Source organism: Sphingomonas sp. PWP1-2 (assembly GCF_049898305.1).
In the GTDB taxonomy this organism is placed as follows: Bacteria; Pseudomonadota; Alphaproteobacteria; order Sphingomonadales; family Sphingomonadaceae; genus Sphingomonas; species Sphingomonas glacialis.
The window spans coordinates 569,372-583,661 of the sequence record NZ_JAFCXM010000002.1; the positions used below are offsets into that span (position 1 = coordinate 569,372).

The 14,290-nt window shown below is 66.0% G+C and carries 10 protein-coding genes; 2 read left to right on the forward strand and 8 right to left on the reverse strand.

Annotated features, from left to right (window positions below):
• Nucleotides 1-73 precede the first annotated feature (73 nt).
• The 6 genes from dnaE to ACP7C5_RS07570 all read right to left on the reverse strand — a co-directional run bounded on the left by dnaE (nt 74) and on the right by ACP7C5_RS07570 (nt 9,880).
• Nucleotides 74-3,691 carry a DNA polymerase III subunit alpha gene (dnaE, locus tag ACP7C5_RS07545; protein ID WP_426263755.1) on the reverse strand — a complete coding sequence of 1,206 codons (3,618 nt, stop codon included), beginning with the start codon at nt 3,689-3,691 and terminating at the stop codon, nt 74-76.
• A 227-nt stretch (nt 3,692-3,918) separates the two neighbouring features.
• Nucleotides 3,919-4,398: a glutathione peroxidase gene (locus ACP7C5_RS07550; protein ID WP_426263756.1), complete on the reverse strand. Its 480-nt coding sequence runs from the start codon at nt 4,396-4,398 to the stop codon at nt 3,919-3,921.
• The gene (locus ACP7C5_RS07555) at nt 4,395-4,994 is read right to left on the reverse strand and encodes a GNAT family N-acetyltransferase (protein WP_426263757.1); all 600 of its coding nucleotides are present in this window, start codon (nt 4,992-4,994) and stop codon (nt 4,395-4,397) included. Before ACP7C5_RS07555 ends, ACP7C5_RS07550 begins: the two co-directional genes overlap by 4 nt.
• Nucleotides 4,991-5,665, reverse strand: a complete 675-nt coding sequence (locus tag ACP7C5_RS07560) for an ABC transporter ATP-binding protein (protein WP_189674648.1) — start codon at nt 5,663-5,665, stop codon at nt 4,991-4,993. Before ACP7C5_RS07560 ends, ACP7C5_RS07555 begins: the two co-directional genes overlap by 4 nt.
• Nucleotides 5,658-6,908 carry a lipoprotein-releasing ABC transporter permease subunit gene (locus ACP7C5_RS07565; RefSeq protein WP_189674647.1) on the reverse strand — a complete coding sequence of 417 codons (1,251 nt, stop codon included), beginning with the start codon at nt 6,906-6,908 and terminating at the stop codon, nt 5,658-5,660. The genes ACP7C5_RS07560 and ACP7C5_RS07565 overlap by 8 nt, the downstream gene beginning before the upstream one ends.
• A gap of 491 nt (nt 6,909-7,399) precedes the next feature.
• Nucleotides 7,400-9,880 carry a TonB-dependent receptor gene (locus ACP7C5_RS07570; protein WP_426263758.1) on the reverse strand — a complete coding sequence of 827 codons (2,481 nt, stop codon included), beginning with the start codon at nt 9,878-9,880 and terminating at the stop codon, nt 7,400-7,402.
• 261 nt (nt 9,881-10,141) lie between these two features.
• Between ACP7C5_RS07570 and ACP7C5_RS07575 the strand changes: the two genes are divergently transcribed.
• The gene (locus ACP7C5_RS07575) at nt 10,142-10,612 is read left to right on the forward strand and encodes an Hsp20 family protein (RefSeq protein ID WP_189674645.1); all 471 of its coding nucleotides are present in this window, start codon (nt 10,142-10,144) and stop codon (nt 10,610-10,612) included.
• Between the two features lie 163 nt (nt 10,613-10,775).
• Nucleotides 10,776-11,924, forward strand: coding sequence for an aspartyl/asparaginyl beta-hydroxylase domain-containing protein (locus ACP7C5_RS07580; protein WP_426263759.1), 1,149 nt, complete (start codon nt 10,776-10,778; stop codon nt 11,922-11,924).
• A gap of 27 nt (nt 11,925-11,951) precedes the next feature.
• On the opposite strand, the gene ACP7C5_RS07585 is transcribed toward ACP7C5_RS07580, so the two are convergent.
• Both ACP7C5_RS07585 and secG read right to left on the reverse strand, forming a co-directional pair.
• Complete coding sequence (locus ACP7C5_RS07585) at nt 11,952-13,586, reverse strand: CTP synthase (protein WP_322163891.1); 1,635 nt, start codon at nt 13,584-13,586, stop codon at nt 11,952-11,954.
• A 107-nt stretch (nt 13,587-13,693) separates the two neighbouring features.
• A complete protein-coding gene (gene secG / locus ACP7C5_RS07590) occupies nt 13,694-14,098 on the reverse strand; it encodes a preprotein translocase subunit SecG (RefSeq protein WP_133188054.1) in 405 nt (134 codons plus the stop codon).
• Nucleotides 14,099-14,290 lie beyond the last annotated feature (192 nt).

A 14,290-nucleotide genomic window follows, 5' to 3' on the forward strand; every position in this document is an offset into this window, starting at 1 on the left:
GAGGGCATGTCGCTGCCCGCTCTCACCACTCCCCTCCCCAGCCCTCCCGCAAGCGGGAGGGCGCTATGTCAGCTCAACCCACCAGCGACAGCTGCGCGCCGCTGGTGCGCAGCACCACATTGCCGACATCCTGCAGCGCTTCGATCCGCCCGACAAGCTCGCCGTCGAGCAGGAAGTCGCGGCCGAGCAGAACGCGCGCGGTATTTCCCCCGGGAACCGCGACCGTCGCCCATACCTCGCCACGTGCGCCGCGCGCATCGCCGATCATCGCCGCGAGCGACGCCATGCCGGCGGGCGAGGCGATCGTCAGCTCGAGGCTGAAACGCGCATCGTTGGCGAGCGCCTCGAACGGCTGGATCCGCTTGACCGAAACGCGCGGTGTTTCCTCGCCCGGACGGCGATCGAGCTCGACCGTCACCAGCCCGCATCCGCCGTTGCGCGCCGCTTCCTCGAGATCGGCGGCGACCGAATCGTCGAAGCACGTCGCGACGAACTGCCCCGACGGATCCGACAGCGTCGCCATCAAATAGCGCTTGCCGCGCGCCGATGTCCGCCAGCGCGCATCCTCGACCAGCGCCGCCATCGTCGCGCCGGTCCGCGTCCCGTCGTCGGGGATGTTGAGCTCGCCCAAGGTCGCAAAGCTGCGTGCGCCGTGCATCTTGGCGAGGTGGCTGTGGCGATCGACCGGATGCGCCGAGAAATAGAAGCCGAAGGCGTCGCGCTCCTGGTCCATCCGCTCGGCAAGCGTCCAGCGCGCCGACAGCGGGAGCTTGATCGGCGGCTCGGATGCTTCCGCAGTGCCGAACAGACCGCCCTGCCCGCTGGTCTTCTGCTCGTGGATCCGCGCGGCGGTCGCCAGGATCGTCTCGGCGCAAGCGAGGATCCCCGCGCGATTATCGTTGAGTCCGTCGAACGCGCCCGCCGCAGCGAGCGTCTCGAGCTGGCGCTTGTTCATGACGCGCGGGTCGATCCGGCGCGCGAGATCGTCGATCGAGTCGAACCGCCCGTTCGCGTCGCGCTCGGCGACGACCTTCTCCATCGCCCCCTCGCCGACCGATTTCAGCGCGGCGAGCGCATAGCGGACGGCGAGCCCGTCGCCGCTGTCTTCCACCGTGAAGTCGGCTTCGCTGCGCAGGATGCACGGCGGCAGCAGCTTGACGCCGAGCCGCCGCATGTCGTCGACGAAGATGCTGAGCTTGTCGGTCAGCGTGAGATCGAAGCACATCGAGGCGGCGAAGAATTCGTGTGGGTGATGCGCCTTGAGCCATGCCGTCTGGTACGACAGCAAGGCATAGGCGGCGGCGTGCGACTTGTTGAAGCCGTAGCCGGCGAACTTGTCGATCAAGTCGAATAGCTCGTTCGCCTTGGCGGCGTTGATGCCGTTGATCGTCAGGCACCCCTCGGCAAAATGGGCTCTTTGCGCGTCCATCTCGGCCTGGTTCTTCTTGCCCATCGCGCGGCGCAGCATGTCGGCCTGCCCGAGCGAATAGCCCGCGAGGATCTGCGCGGCCTGCATCACCTGTTCCTGGTAGACGAAGATGCCGTAGGTCTCGGACAGGATGCCCTCGAGCAGCGGATGCGGGTACTCGATCGGTTCGAGCCCGTTCTTGCGGCGGCCGAACATCGGGATGTTGTCCATCGGGCCCGGGCGATAGAGCGAGACGAGCGCGATGATGTCGCCGAAGTTCGACGGCCGCACCGCCGACAACGTGCGCCGCATCCCCTCGGATTCGAGCTGGAAGACGCCGACCGTGTCACCCTTCTGGAGCAGCTTGTAGACGCCCTCGTCATCCCATTCGAGCGCGTCGAGATCGAGCACCACCCCGCGCGCGGCGAGCAGGTCGATCGCCTTCTTGAGCACGGAGAGCGTCTTGAGGCCCAAGAAGTCGAACTTCACCAGACCGGCGCCCTCGACATATTTCATGTCGAACTGCGTGACGGGCATGTCCGAACGCGGATCGCGATACAGCGGGACGAGATCGGCGAGCGGCCGATCGCCGATCACCACGCCCGCGGCGTGCGTCGAGCTGTGCCGCGGGAGGCCCTCGAGCTGCATCGCGAGGTCGAGCAGATGGCGGACGTTGCTGTCGGACTTGTACTCGGCGTGGAGCTCGACCACGCCGTCGAGCGCGCGCTTCAGCGTCCACGGATCGGCGGGCAAGTTCGGAATCAGCTTGGCGAGCCGGTCGATCTGGCCATAGCCCATCTGCAGCACGCGCCCGGTGTCCTTGAGCACCGCGCGCGCCTTCAACCGTCCGAAGGTAATGATCTGCGCGACCTGGTCGCGGCCGTATTTCTCCTGGACGTAGCGGATCACCTCGCCGCGGCGGGTTTCGCAGAAATCGATGTCGAAGTCGGGCATCGACACGCGCTCAGGGTTGAGGAAGCGCTCGAACAGCAGCCCCAGCTTGATCGGATCGAGATCGGTGATCGTCAGCGCCCAGGCGACGACCGAGCCCGCGCCCGAGCCACGGCCCGGGCCGACCGGGATGTCGTGATCCTTCGCCCATTTGATGAAGTCGGCGACGATCAGGAAGTAGCCGGGAAAGCCCATCTGGATGATAACGTCGAGCTCGAAATCGAGCCGGGTGCGGTAGACGGCGCGCCAGTCTTCGGCTCCCCCTTCTTCACCCCCCTCCCGCTTGCGGGAGGGGTTGGGGGTGGGCTCGCGCTCTCCGGCTGCAGTATCGCTTGTTGAGGTCGAGCGCCCACCCCCAGCCCCTCCCGCAGGCGGGAGGGGAGCAGAGACGGCGAGCTCGGCAATGCGATCCAATCGCCGCTCCAACCCGGCATGCGCGTCTTCGCGCAGCTTCGCCGCTTCCGCCGTCGGATCACCCGCCAGACTCGGCAGGATCGGCTTGCGCTTGGGCGCCGCGACGCCGCAGCGCTGCGCGACCACCAGCGTATTGTCGATCGCCTCGGGCAGATCGGCGAACAGTGCGCGCATGTCCTTGGCGGGCTTCATCCACGCATCGGGCGAGCTGCGCACGCGGTCTTCGCTGGCAATGTAGGTCGAACTGGCGATGCACAGCAGGATGTCGTGCGCCTCGCTGAAGCCGGGCTCGGCGAAGCAGCACGGGTTGGTCGCGACGATCGGCAGATCGCGGTCATAGGCCAGGTCGAGCAGCGCGTTCTCGGCCTTGGTCTCGATCTCGTCGCCGCGCCGTGTCAACTCGATATAGAGCCGGTCGGGGAACAGCGTCTCGAGGCGTTCGCAATAGGCCAGCGCGCGGTGAGGCTGATCTTCGGCGAACAGCTTGGCAAGCCCGCCCTCGCGGCCGGCGGTCAGCGCAATAAGGCCGTCGGTGCGCCCCTCGAGCGCGGCGAAATCGACATGCGCATTGAGTTCGAGCGGGCGATCGAGATGCGCCTGCGAGACGAGCACGCACAGGTTCTGATAGCCGACCTCGTCCTGCGCATAGAGCGCGATCCAGTCGAGCACCGGCGTCATGCCCTCGGGCATCCCCGGGCGACACACACCGAGCATTGCGCCGATGATCGGCTGCACGCCCGCCGCGCGCGCCGCGTCGGAATAGGCCATCGCGGCGTAGAGGCCGTTGCGATCGGTCAGCGCGGCGGCCGGGAAACCGAGTTCCTGCGCGCGCTTGGCGATGGCCTTGGGCTCGATCGCGCCGTCGAGCATGGTGAAGGAGGAGAAGATACGAAGGGGGACGAAACCGGAATGCGACATGGATGTGACTATGGGGGGTGCGCCGGATTCAGGGAAGGCGGTGACTCGCAAAATGCGGTGGATATCGTCGAGGGGAGGATAAGAAGTTTTGTTCGCGCAGAGGCGCAGAGGACGCAGAGCGGAAGACTGAAACGCGCGGCGCGCGCCTACCTGAAACGTGAGGGTCTATCAGTCGCTTGCTAGGAGCGCGCCATCTCTGCGTTCTCCGCGCCTCCGCGCGAACCAATCTACAGCAGCTTCGCGATATCCGCCTCGATATCGGCAGGCTTGGTCGTCGGCGCATAGCGCTCGACGACGCGGCCGTCCTTGCCGACGAGGAACTTGGTGAAGTTCCACTTGATGCCCTGCAGGCCGAGCAGGCCCGGCGCCTGCTTCTTGAGTTCGGTGAACAAGGGATCGGCGTTCGCCCCGTTGACGTCGATCTTGGCGAACACCGGGAAGGTCACGTCATAGGTCAACGAGCAGAAGTTGGCGATCTCGGCCGCATCGCCCGGCTCCTGCGCGCCGAACTGGTTGCACGGAAAGCCGAGCACCTCGAAGCCCTGCCCGGCGAACTTGCGATGCAGTGCCTCGAGCCCCTCATATTGCGGCGTAAACCCGCATTTCGAGGCGGTGTTAACGATCAGCAAGACCTTGCCCGCATAGGCGGAGAGAGCGACGGGCGAGCCATCGGCGGCCTTGACGGTGAGGTCGGTGATCGCGGTCATGCGGATGTCCCTTCGTTGCGCGCGAGCAGGAAGCGCAGGTTGCGCTCGACGCCGGCCCATTCGCTCGCGATGATCGAATACACCACAAGATCGCGCACCCGCCCATCCATCACCTGGTGGTTGCGCAAGATCCCGTCACGCTTGGCGCCGAGCCGCTCGATCGCCGCCTGCGAGCGTTTGTTGAACCAGTCGGTGCGGATCTGGACCGCGTTGCAACCCAGTACCTCGAAGGCATGACGCAGCAGCAGCAGCTTGGCCTCGGTGTTGACCCCGCTGCGCTGGACCGACTTGGCGTAGAACGTCCCGCCGATTTCGAGCCGCTTATGGCCTGCGCTCATCCGCATATAGCGCGTGAGCCCAACGACGCGGCCGTCGGGCGTGCACACGGTAAACGGCATCGCCCGCCCGAAGTCGCGTTCCTTGAACAAGGCCGCCATAAAGGCTTCGGGATCGGTCAGCGTCGAGACGTTGGTGAAGAACAGCTCGCTGATCTTCCCATCCGCCGCCGCCGCGACGATCGCGTCGCGGTCCTCGGGCTGGGTTGGGCGGAGCGTGACGTGCCGCCCGATCATCGTCGGCGCGTCGGTCCAGCTCATGCCAAGCGCCCCTCGTGCAGCCGCACGACACGGTCCATCTTGAGCGCCATCCGCTCGTTGTGCGTCGCGACCAGCGCGGCGGTCCCCTCGCCGCGCACGAGCCGCAGGAATTCGGCGAGCACCACGTCGGCGGTCGCCTCGTCGAGATTGCCGGTCGGCTCGTCCGCCAGCACCAGCGCCGGCTGATTGGCCAGCGCGCGCGCGACCGCGACGCGTTGTTGCTCGCCACCCGACAATTGGCTCGGGCGATGCGTCAGGCGGTGGCCGAGGCCGAGCGCGGTTAGCAAGGCGGTCGAGCGCTCGTTGGCCTCTGCGCGCGTCTTGTCGCGGATCATCTGCGGCAGGACGACATTCTCGGTCGCGTTGAAGTCTGGCAGCAAATGGTGGAATTGATAGACGAAGCCGAGCTTGTCGCGCCGGACGCGCGTGCGCCCGTCGGCGTTGAGCCGCGCGGTCTCCTCGCCATCGATCAGGATCGAGCCGCCAAAGCCACCCTCGAGCAGCCCGACCGCCTGCAACAGCGTCGACTTGCCCGAACCCGAGGGGCCGAGCAACGCGACGATCTCGCCCGCGCCGACTTGCAAGTCGACGCCGCGCAGGACCTCGATCGTCTGCCCGCCCTGTTCGAAGCTGCGCGTCAGCCCGGTGACGCCGAGGACCGGATTATTCATAGCGCAACACCTGGACGGGATCGGTGCTCGCCGCTTTCAGCGCGGGGTAGAGCGTGGCGAGGAAGCTGAACAGCAGCGCCATCAGCGCAATGACGGTGACTTCGACTGGGTCGGTCTTCGATGGCAGTTCGCTCAGGAAGCGGATCGAGGGATCCCACAGGTTCTGCCCCGTCACGAGCTGGACGAAATCGACGACGCTCTGGCGGAAATAGAGGAAGATGAACCCGAGCATCAGCCCCGCGACGACGCCGAGCGCGCCGATCGTCGTGCCGACCGTCATGAAGATGCGGATCATCCCGCCCCTGCTCGCCCCCATCGTGCGCAGGATCGCGATGTCGCGCGTCTTGGCGCGCACCAGCATGATCAGCGACGACAGGATGTTGAACACCGCAACGAGGATGATGATCGACAGCACGGTGAACATCGCGACGCGCTCGACCGCAAGCGCCTCGAACAGCTGCGCGTTCATCTGCCGCCAGTCCTGGATGACCCCCATCTTGCCGACCTTATTCGCAAGCGGCGCGAGGATCGGCCCGACCTGATCGGCATTGCTCGTTTGCAGCTCGATCATGTTGACCGAGTCGCCGAGCATGAGGAGCGTCTGCGCGTCCTCCATCGGCATGATGATATAGGCCTTGTCGTAATCATAGACGCCGATCGTGAAGACCGCGCCGACAGTATATTGCACGATCCGCGGCACCGTGCCGAACGGCGTGGTCTGCCCTTGCGGGCTGATCAGCGAGATCTGGCTGCCGACGACCGCGCCCAATTGGTCGGCAAGCCCAGAGCCGATCGCGATCTGCCCGCTGCCCGGCATCAGCGACGACAGCGAGCCCATCACGACCTTGCTGCCGATCGTCTTGTTCGAACGGATGTCCGACACGCGCATCCCGCGCACCAGCACGCCTTCGACGCGGCCGTTATAGGTCGCCATCAGCGGCTGTTCGATCAGCGGCGTTGCGCTGGTCACGCCCTTGGTCGTCTCGGCGAGCCCGACGACTTGACGCCAGTCGCGCATCTGGCCGCCATACGCCTGGACGACGGCATGGCCGTTGAGCCCGACGATCTTGTCGAACAGCTCGGCGCGAAAGCCGTTCATCACGCTCATCACGATGACGAGCGCGGCGACTCCGAGCATCACGGCGACAAGACTGATACCGGCGACGAGGAAGATGAACCCCTCGCCCTTGCCGGGCAGCAAATAGCGCCGGGCGATCATGCGTTCATAGCGGGAGAGGATCATGGCGAGCGCTCTAGGACGCGGCCGATGCGCTGGCAACCGCTTGCCCCAAGGACGCAGCTGTTGCGCAAGCGCCACAGCCGCGCCGCAATCGGTTCGCAACGGCCACATTCCCCATGACAACCTCCCGACGCGCTCGTAACGCTTTTGTCACTGACACACAGGCAACGGCCGTGGGTTCGGGGACTGGCCTTCAGCGCCGCCGCAGGGCTGGCAGCGAAGGCCTAAATGGGGGCTGACGAGCGATCGTCACGCAGGCGTCCGGGTCGGAAACGGCCCGGACGTTTGCGTTTGGGCGAAGGCGCGTGCCGCGCGCCGGTCCGCGGGAGCGGATCGCCCAAATCGGCCGGCGGGTCGCCCTCGTGGCGAACCCGTCCGACGGCGGCTTTGCCGACCGGCGTTTTCTCTACCTTCGCCCCACTGCCCTCACCCGACCTCGCTGCGCTCGGCCACTCTCTCCCGCATGCGGGAGAGGGAAAGGGAGGGAGACCAACTCAAAACGTCTTGGAAATCGTACCCCCGAACGTCCGCGGATCGCCCGGTTGCCCGACGATCAACCCCGTACTGCCCGATTGCGTCGACAGCAGCTCGAAGTACTTCCGGTCGAACGCGTTACGCACCCAGGCGTAGACGTTGAAATCCGTCTTGCGATAGCCGAGCCGGAAGCTCGAGAGCGCATAGCCCCCGATCCAGGTATAGGCCGAGGGCGACGGATTGGACGAGAAGCGCGAGCGATAGCTGCCGTCATACCCGACATAGACCTGCCCGCCCGATCGGCCGACCGGCACATTGTATTCGCCGCCGTATGAGAAGGACCATTTCGAGATCCCCGGCAGCCGTTGCCCCGATATGTCGCACGCCGCCGGGCTGACGCCCCCCGCGACGCCCGCCGCGGTCGCCGGACTGGTCGCGCTGGCGGCGCTCCCGCCCGAAAGCTCGGGCGGGCATGGCGCGTTCTTGAAGTCGACGTATTTGGCGTCGGTATAAGCGCCGTTGCCATAGACCGAGAAACGCCGGCTCGGACGGAAGCTCGAGTCGAACTCGAACCCGCGCGACCGCACCTTGCCGGCATTGGCGAGATACCCGCGGATCACGTTGATCGCATTGTTGTTCACGGTCGCTTGATAATCGGTGATGTCGGTCCAGAAACCGGCGAGGTTGAGCGTCAGCCGACGGTCGAGAAACTGCGTCTTGAGCCCGATCTCATAGGCGTTGACCTTTTCGGGCTTCACGGTCTGCGTCGTCAGGTCGACGCCGGTGCTGGTCGCGTTGAGCGGCAGGCCCGACAGGTTGATCCCGCCCGATTTGAAGCTGCGCGCATAGGAGGCGTAGCCGTGGAGGTCCGCCGCAAAGTCGTAAGATAGCGTGAGATCGCCCGACACGTTCCACGCGCTGAACCGCGGGCTGTAATGCTGCGGGGCGAGCGTGGTGATCTGGTTCTGGAAGGTGGTGCGCGCCGCGCCCGCTGGGGTCGCGGCGAGCAGGGCCGCGACATTCGCACCGGTCGCGACGAAACTGTACTGGCTGTTGGCGATGCTGACGACCGCATCGTAGGTGCCCGATTTCTTGTCGTAATTGACGCGAAGCCCCGGCTGGAGATGGAGCTTGTCGGTCAACGCCCAGTTGAGCTTGCCGAACACGGCGAAGCTCGTATTGTCGAAGGCGATCGTGTTGGTCGAGGTCAGGCCGTTGAGCACGTTCGGATTGCTGGCGTCGCTGCCCGACAGGAGGAAGCGGCTCGCCGCCGATCCCTGCACCTGCGAACCCTGGGTGCGGATCGTCTGGTGGAACAGGAAGGCGCCGACGGTATAGTCGAGCCGGCTCTTGCCGTTCGAGGCGAGCCGAAACTCCTGCGAGAGCTGCTTTTGCTGCGACGGATTCTGCGAGATCGTGGTGATCGGCAGGCCGATGAAATCGCGGTCGTTGGCCGGCTGCCAGTCCCAATAGCGCCACGCGCTGACCGAGGTCAGCGTTGCCGGCCCGAGGTCCCAATTGGCGACGAGCGACGCACCGCCGACTTCCTGGCGCGAATTGATGCTGGCGTCGAGATCGGTGACGCGGTCGAACGGGTTTGTGCTCGGCGGGGCATAGCCGAACGCGGCCGCAAGCGCGCCATATTGCCGGTTCGCCGCGCGCTGCGTCGTGCCGACGCGCGCGTAATATTGCGCGCAGCAGAGCGGGTTCTGCACATTGAAATCGCCCGACAGCGTCAGGCTCAGCGTATCGGTCGGCTTGTAGAGCGCCTGTCCACGAAAGCCGAGATTGCGCTGGCGATGAAGATCGGTCTTGCTCGCGACGTCGTAGATCGTGCCGTCGCGCGTCGTCGCCGAGGTCGACAGACGGATCGCCAGCGTGTCGCTGATCGGGCCCGAAACCGAGGTTTTGAGCTGACCGAAATTGTAATTGCCGACGCTCACTTCGGCGCGGACTTCAGGGGTGAAGCTGGGCGCGCGCGTCGTGATGTTGAGCGCACCCGACGTCGTGTTCTTGCCGTACAGCGTGCCCTGCGGCCCGCGCAGCACCTCGACCCGGTCGACATCGATGAAGTCGAAGGTCGCCGCGCCGACGCGGCCGATATAGACGCCGTCGATATAGAAACCGACGCCCTGCTCGATCCCGTCATTGGTCAAGCCGAACGGCGCGCCGAGCCCGCGAATGTTGATCGCCGAGTTGCGCGGGTTGCTCGAATAGAATTGCAGCGAAGGGACTTGCTGCTGCAGCCGGTTGACGTTGAACGTGCCGCTCTCGGCGAGCGATTTGCCGGTCAGCACCGAGAGCGCGATCGGCACGGTCTGCTGCGTTTCGGCGCGGCGCCGGGCGGTGACCAGGATGTCGCCGCTATTCTCCTGCGCTGCCGGCGCGTCCGCCTGGGTGGCAACCACGGGTCCGTCTGCGGCAACGGGCGGATCGGTCACCACGGCGGGACTTCCGAGCGCGGTCGACGCGAGCAGCAGAGCCGGAAAGGAATCAAGCATGACGGTCCCCTGGTTTCGGGCTTTTCCCGAGTCGCGCCATATGCCCACCAAATGCGAGGACTATCACTTGCGCTCGTTCTTGGGGCCGCGATAGGTGCGCTTTAGCATCGCTTCAAAAACCGCGGCGGGGCCTCTTGAACTCGGTGCGCGGCCAACCAGATTCAGCGAGTGCGGCGCTCTTTGGGAGGCGGCACCGGGCGGGTCGCGCAGCAGCGGACCCGGCTCGATTTCGACGACACTCGCTTAATCAAAGGAGTTTTTATGCGTACGTTCGATCTGACCCCCTATCGCCGCTCGACCGTCGGCTTCGACCGGCTGTTCGACATGCTCGAGGCCAATGCGCGCCAGGCGAGCGCCGATAATTACCCGCCCTTCAATCTCGAGCGACTCGATGGCGACCGCTATCGCATCACGCTCGCCGTCGCCGGTTTCGGCCGCGACGACATCGAGATCACCGCGCAGCAGAACCTGTTGCAGGTGAAGGGGCGCAAGGAAGCGCAGGACGAGGCGACCGCCGCGTTCCTCCATATCGGCATCGCCAACCGCAACTTCGAGCGCCGCTTCGAACTCGCCGATTTCGTGCGGGTCGAGGATGCGCGGCTCAATGATGGCTTGCTGGTGATCGACCTGGTCCGCGAAGTGCCCGAGGCGATGAAGCCCAAGACCATCGCGATCAAGACCGGTGCCCCGCTGGTCGCGGTCGACTCCGCGAGCGACGTCAAGGCGGCATAACGCTCGTTCGAGCGCCCTTACGGCGGTGTCGGGAGCAATCCCGGCGCCGCCGATTGCGCACTCTGGCCGGTTGCGGATCGGAGCGCCCCTGCTAGCCTGACAGGACCGAACCCGGCCGATCAGGAGTCTCCGCCATGCCGCCTCGACCGCGCGACACCGCCTGATGGCAACGAGCCTCCCGGTCGAGCGCTATCTCGACGAAGGCATCGCGGCGCTGCGCCGCGGCGACGCGACGCGCGGTCGCGCCTTGCTCTGCGCGATCGAAAGCGATCCGCGCGCGCTTTTTCCGCTCGCCTTCGCGTGCGGGGCGTTGCGCGACGAAGCCGGCGCCCGACGCGCACTGCAGCGGCTGCTCGGTCTGCAGCCCGATCATATCCCAGCGTTGATCATGATGGGCGACCTTGCCGCCCAAACCGATCAACGCGGTGCCGCAGCGTATTACCAAGCCGCGATCGCCAATGCGGCGGGGCAGCGCGATGTGCTCCCGCCAGAGCTGCAGGCTGATCTCGAGCGCGCGGCTGGCTTCATCGCCGCGACGTCGCGCGACTATGAAGCGTTCCTGCACGATCATCTGGCGGCCAGCGGCATCCGGCTGAGCCCGGCGACTCGCCGCGTCGAGCACGCGATCGATCTGCTGACGGGCAAGTCCGAGATTTTCGTCCAGCGGCCGTCGAGCTTCTACTTTCCGGGCCTGCCGCAAATCGGCTTTTTCGATCGCAGCCAGTTCGACTGGCTCCCTGCCCTCGAAGCGGCGACGGGCGATATCCAGGCCGAACTGCACGCGGTGATGGCGCGCGACGGGGATTTTCCACCCTATGTCGCGACGCCGGCCGATCGCCCCCCGCCGCCCAACCCGCTGCGCGACGACGCGAGCTGGGGCGCGTTCCATCTGCTGCGCGCGGGCACGCCGGTCGCGGGCAATGCCGAGCGTTGCCCGGCGACGATGGCGGCGCTCGCCGCGACGCCGATGCCGCGGATCGACCAGCGCGCGCCGATGGCATTGTTCTCGCTGCTCAAGCCCGGCACGCACATCACCCCGCATCACGGGATGCTCAACACGCGGCTGATCGTGCATCTGCCGCTGATCACCGCGCCCGAGTGCGGCTTGCGCGTCGGCGCCGAGACGCGCGGCTGGACGCTCGGCGAAGCGCTGGTATTCGACGACTCGATCGAACACGAAGCCTGGAACCGCGGCGACATCACGCGCGTCGTGTTGCTGTTCGAGATATGGCGGCCCGAGCTCACCGAACCCGAGCGCGAGGCGCTGAGCGTGCTGTTCGGTGCGGTCGAAGCGTTCGTCGATCAGGGGTGAGCGTGTCGCCCACCCCCGACGACCAGCTCAGACGAGCCGCGACTGCTTGACCGCCGCGGCGATAAAGCTCTTGAACAGGGGATGCGGGTCGAACGGCTTGCTCTTGAGTTCGGGGTGGAACTGCACGCCGACGAACCACGGATGGTCGGGCCGCTCGACGATCTCGGGCAGCGTTCCGTCGGGCGACATGCCGCTGAACACCAGACCGCCCTTTTCGAGCCGCTCGCGATACGCGGTGTTGACCTCGTAGCGGTGACGATGGCGCTCCGAGATATCGGTTTCGCCATAGATGCTCGACACCACGCTGTTGCCGTCGAGCTTCGCCGGATAGGCGCCGAGCCGCATCGTGCCGCCGAGATCACCGCCATGTTCGCGCTTCTCGATGCCGGCCGCGCTCATCCATTCGGTAATCATGCCGACGACGGGCTCGGCGGTCGCGCCGAACTCGGTCGAGCTCGCATCGGGGATCCCGGCGAGATCGCGTGCACCTTCGACGCACGCCATCTGCATCCCGAAGCAGATCCCGAAATACGGGATCTCGCGCTCGCGTGCGAAGCGGACGCTGGCGATCTTGCCTTCCGCGCCGCGCGACCCGAACGCCCCTGGAACGAGGATGGCGTGGAGCGGCTCGAGACGGGCGGTGATGTCGGCGTCGTCCGCCTCGAACAGCTCGGCGTCGATCCACTCGACGTTGACCTTCACCTTGTTGGCGATGCCGCCGTGCACCAGCGCTTCGCCGAGCGACTTGTACGCGTCCTGCAGGCCGACATATTTGCCGACCACGCCGACGGTGACTTCACCCTCGGGGTTGGTCACGCGGTCCATGATGTCGGTCCAGCGCGACAGATCGGGTGCGCTGCCCGGCAGGATGCCGAACGCGTTGAGCACCGCGTCGTCGAGGCCTTGCTCGTGATACTGCACCGGCACCGCATAGATGCTCTTGGCGTCGAGCGCCGGGATGACGGCTTCCTTGGGAACGTTGCAGAACAACGCGATCTTCGCGCGGTCGCTGTCGGGCAAAGGCTGCTCGCAGCGGCACACCAGCACGTCGGGCTGGACGCCGAGGGCTGCCAGTTCGCGCACCGAATGTTGCGTCGGCTTGGTCTTCAGCTCGCCGGCGGCAGCGATATAGGGCACCAGCGTCACGTGGATGCTGACCGAATTGCCGCGGCCGAGATCGTTGCGGAGCTGGCGAATGGCTTCGATGAAGGGCAGCGACTCGATGTCGCCGACGGTGCCGCCGATCTCGCACAGTACGAAATCGAGATCGTCGGTCTGGTCTTGCGCGAATTCCTTGATCGCGTCGGTGACGTGCGGGATGACCTGAACGGTCGCGCCGAGATAATCGCCGCGCCGCTCGCGCGTGATGATCTGCTGATAGATCCGGCCGCTCGTGACGTTGTCCGACTGGCGCGAGGCGACACCGGTAAAGCGTTCATAATGCCCGAGATCGAGGTCGGTCTCGGCCCCGTCGTCGGTGACATAGACTTCGCCGTGCTGGTAGGGCGACATCGTGCCGGGATCGACATTGAGATAGGGGTCGAACTTGCGAATCCGCACGCGGTAGCCGCGCGCTTGCAGGAGAGCCGCGAGGCTCGCTGCCATGAGACCCTTGCCGAGCGAGGAGACCACGCCGCCGGTGATAAAGATGAACCGCGCCATGGGAGAAAAGGCCTAGCGTCAAACGGGGTGGCGCGGCAAGCGCGCGACTCCGGGAAATGGTGGATATGCGCGACCGATCGAGCCGCGCGCGAAGGGACCCGGTCGGTTTACTGTGCGAGCGGAACCGACGTGTTGCCGACCGGCGCCGCGCTGTTCGGCGCGGCCTGCAGCGCGCTGCGCGCGCCCGAGGCGAACGGCACGTTGGGATCGCCCGGTGCGACTGGCGCCTGGACCGGCGCGGTGACCGCAGCCGGCTTGGCGCTGGCATCGACCTTGACCGACTTGCCCTGCGCCGCGAGCACCGCGAGCAGGATGCTGAGCGCGATGAACAGACCGCCGAGGATCGAGGTCGCGCGCGTCAGGAAATCCGCTGCCCCGCGCGCCGACATCAAACCGGCCGGGCTCCCACCCATGCCGAGCCCGCCGCCCTCGGATCGCTGCATCAGGACGACCGTCACCAGCCCGAGAGCGATGACGAAATGGACCACGAGGAGAAACTGGAACAGAAACATGAAGCGGGCTGATTCCTTGGGGGCGCTTTAACAGCGAAGCCGGGCACATAGGCGAGGTAAGCCGCGCGATCAACCGCGCGCGCAACGACCGTTATCGCAACCTGTCCGTCACATTTCGCTATCGAACTGAAACCTGTGGCTTCCCGGAACGTTAGTGGACCAGGAATATCCCCGCTGGTGGGGGTTACCGAG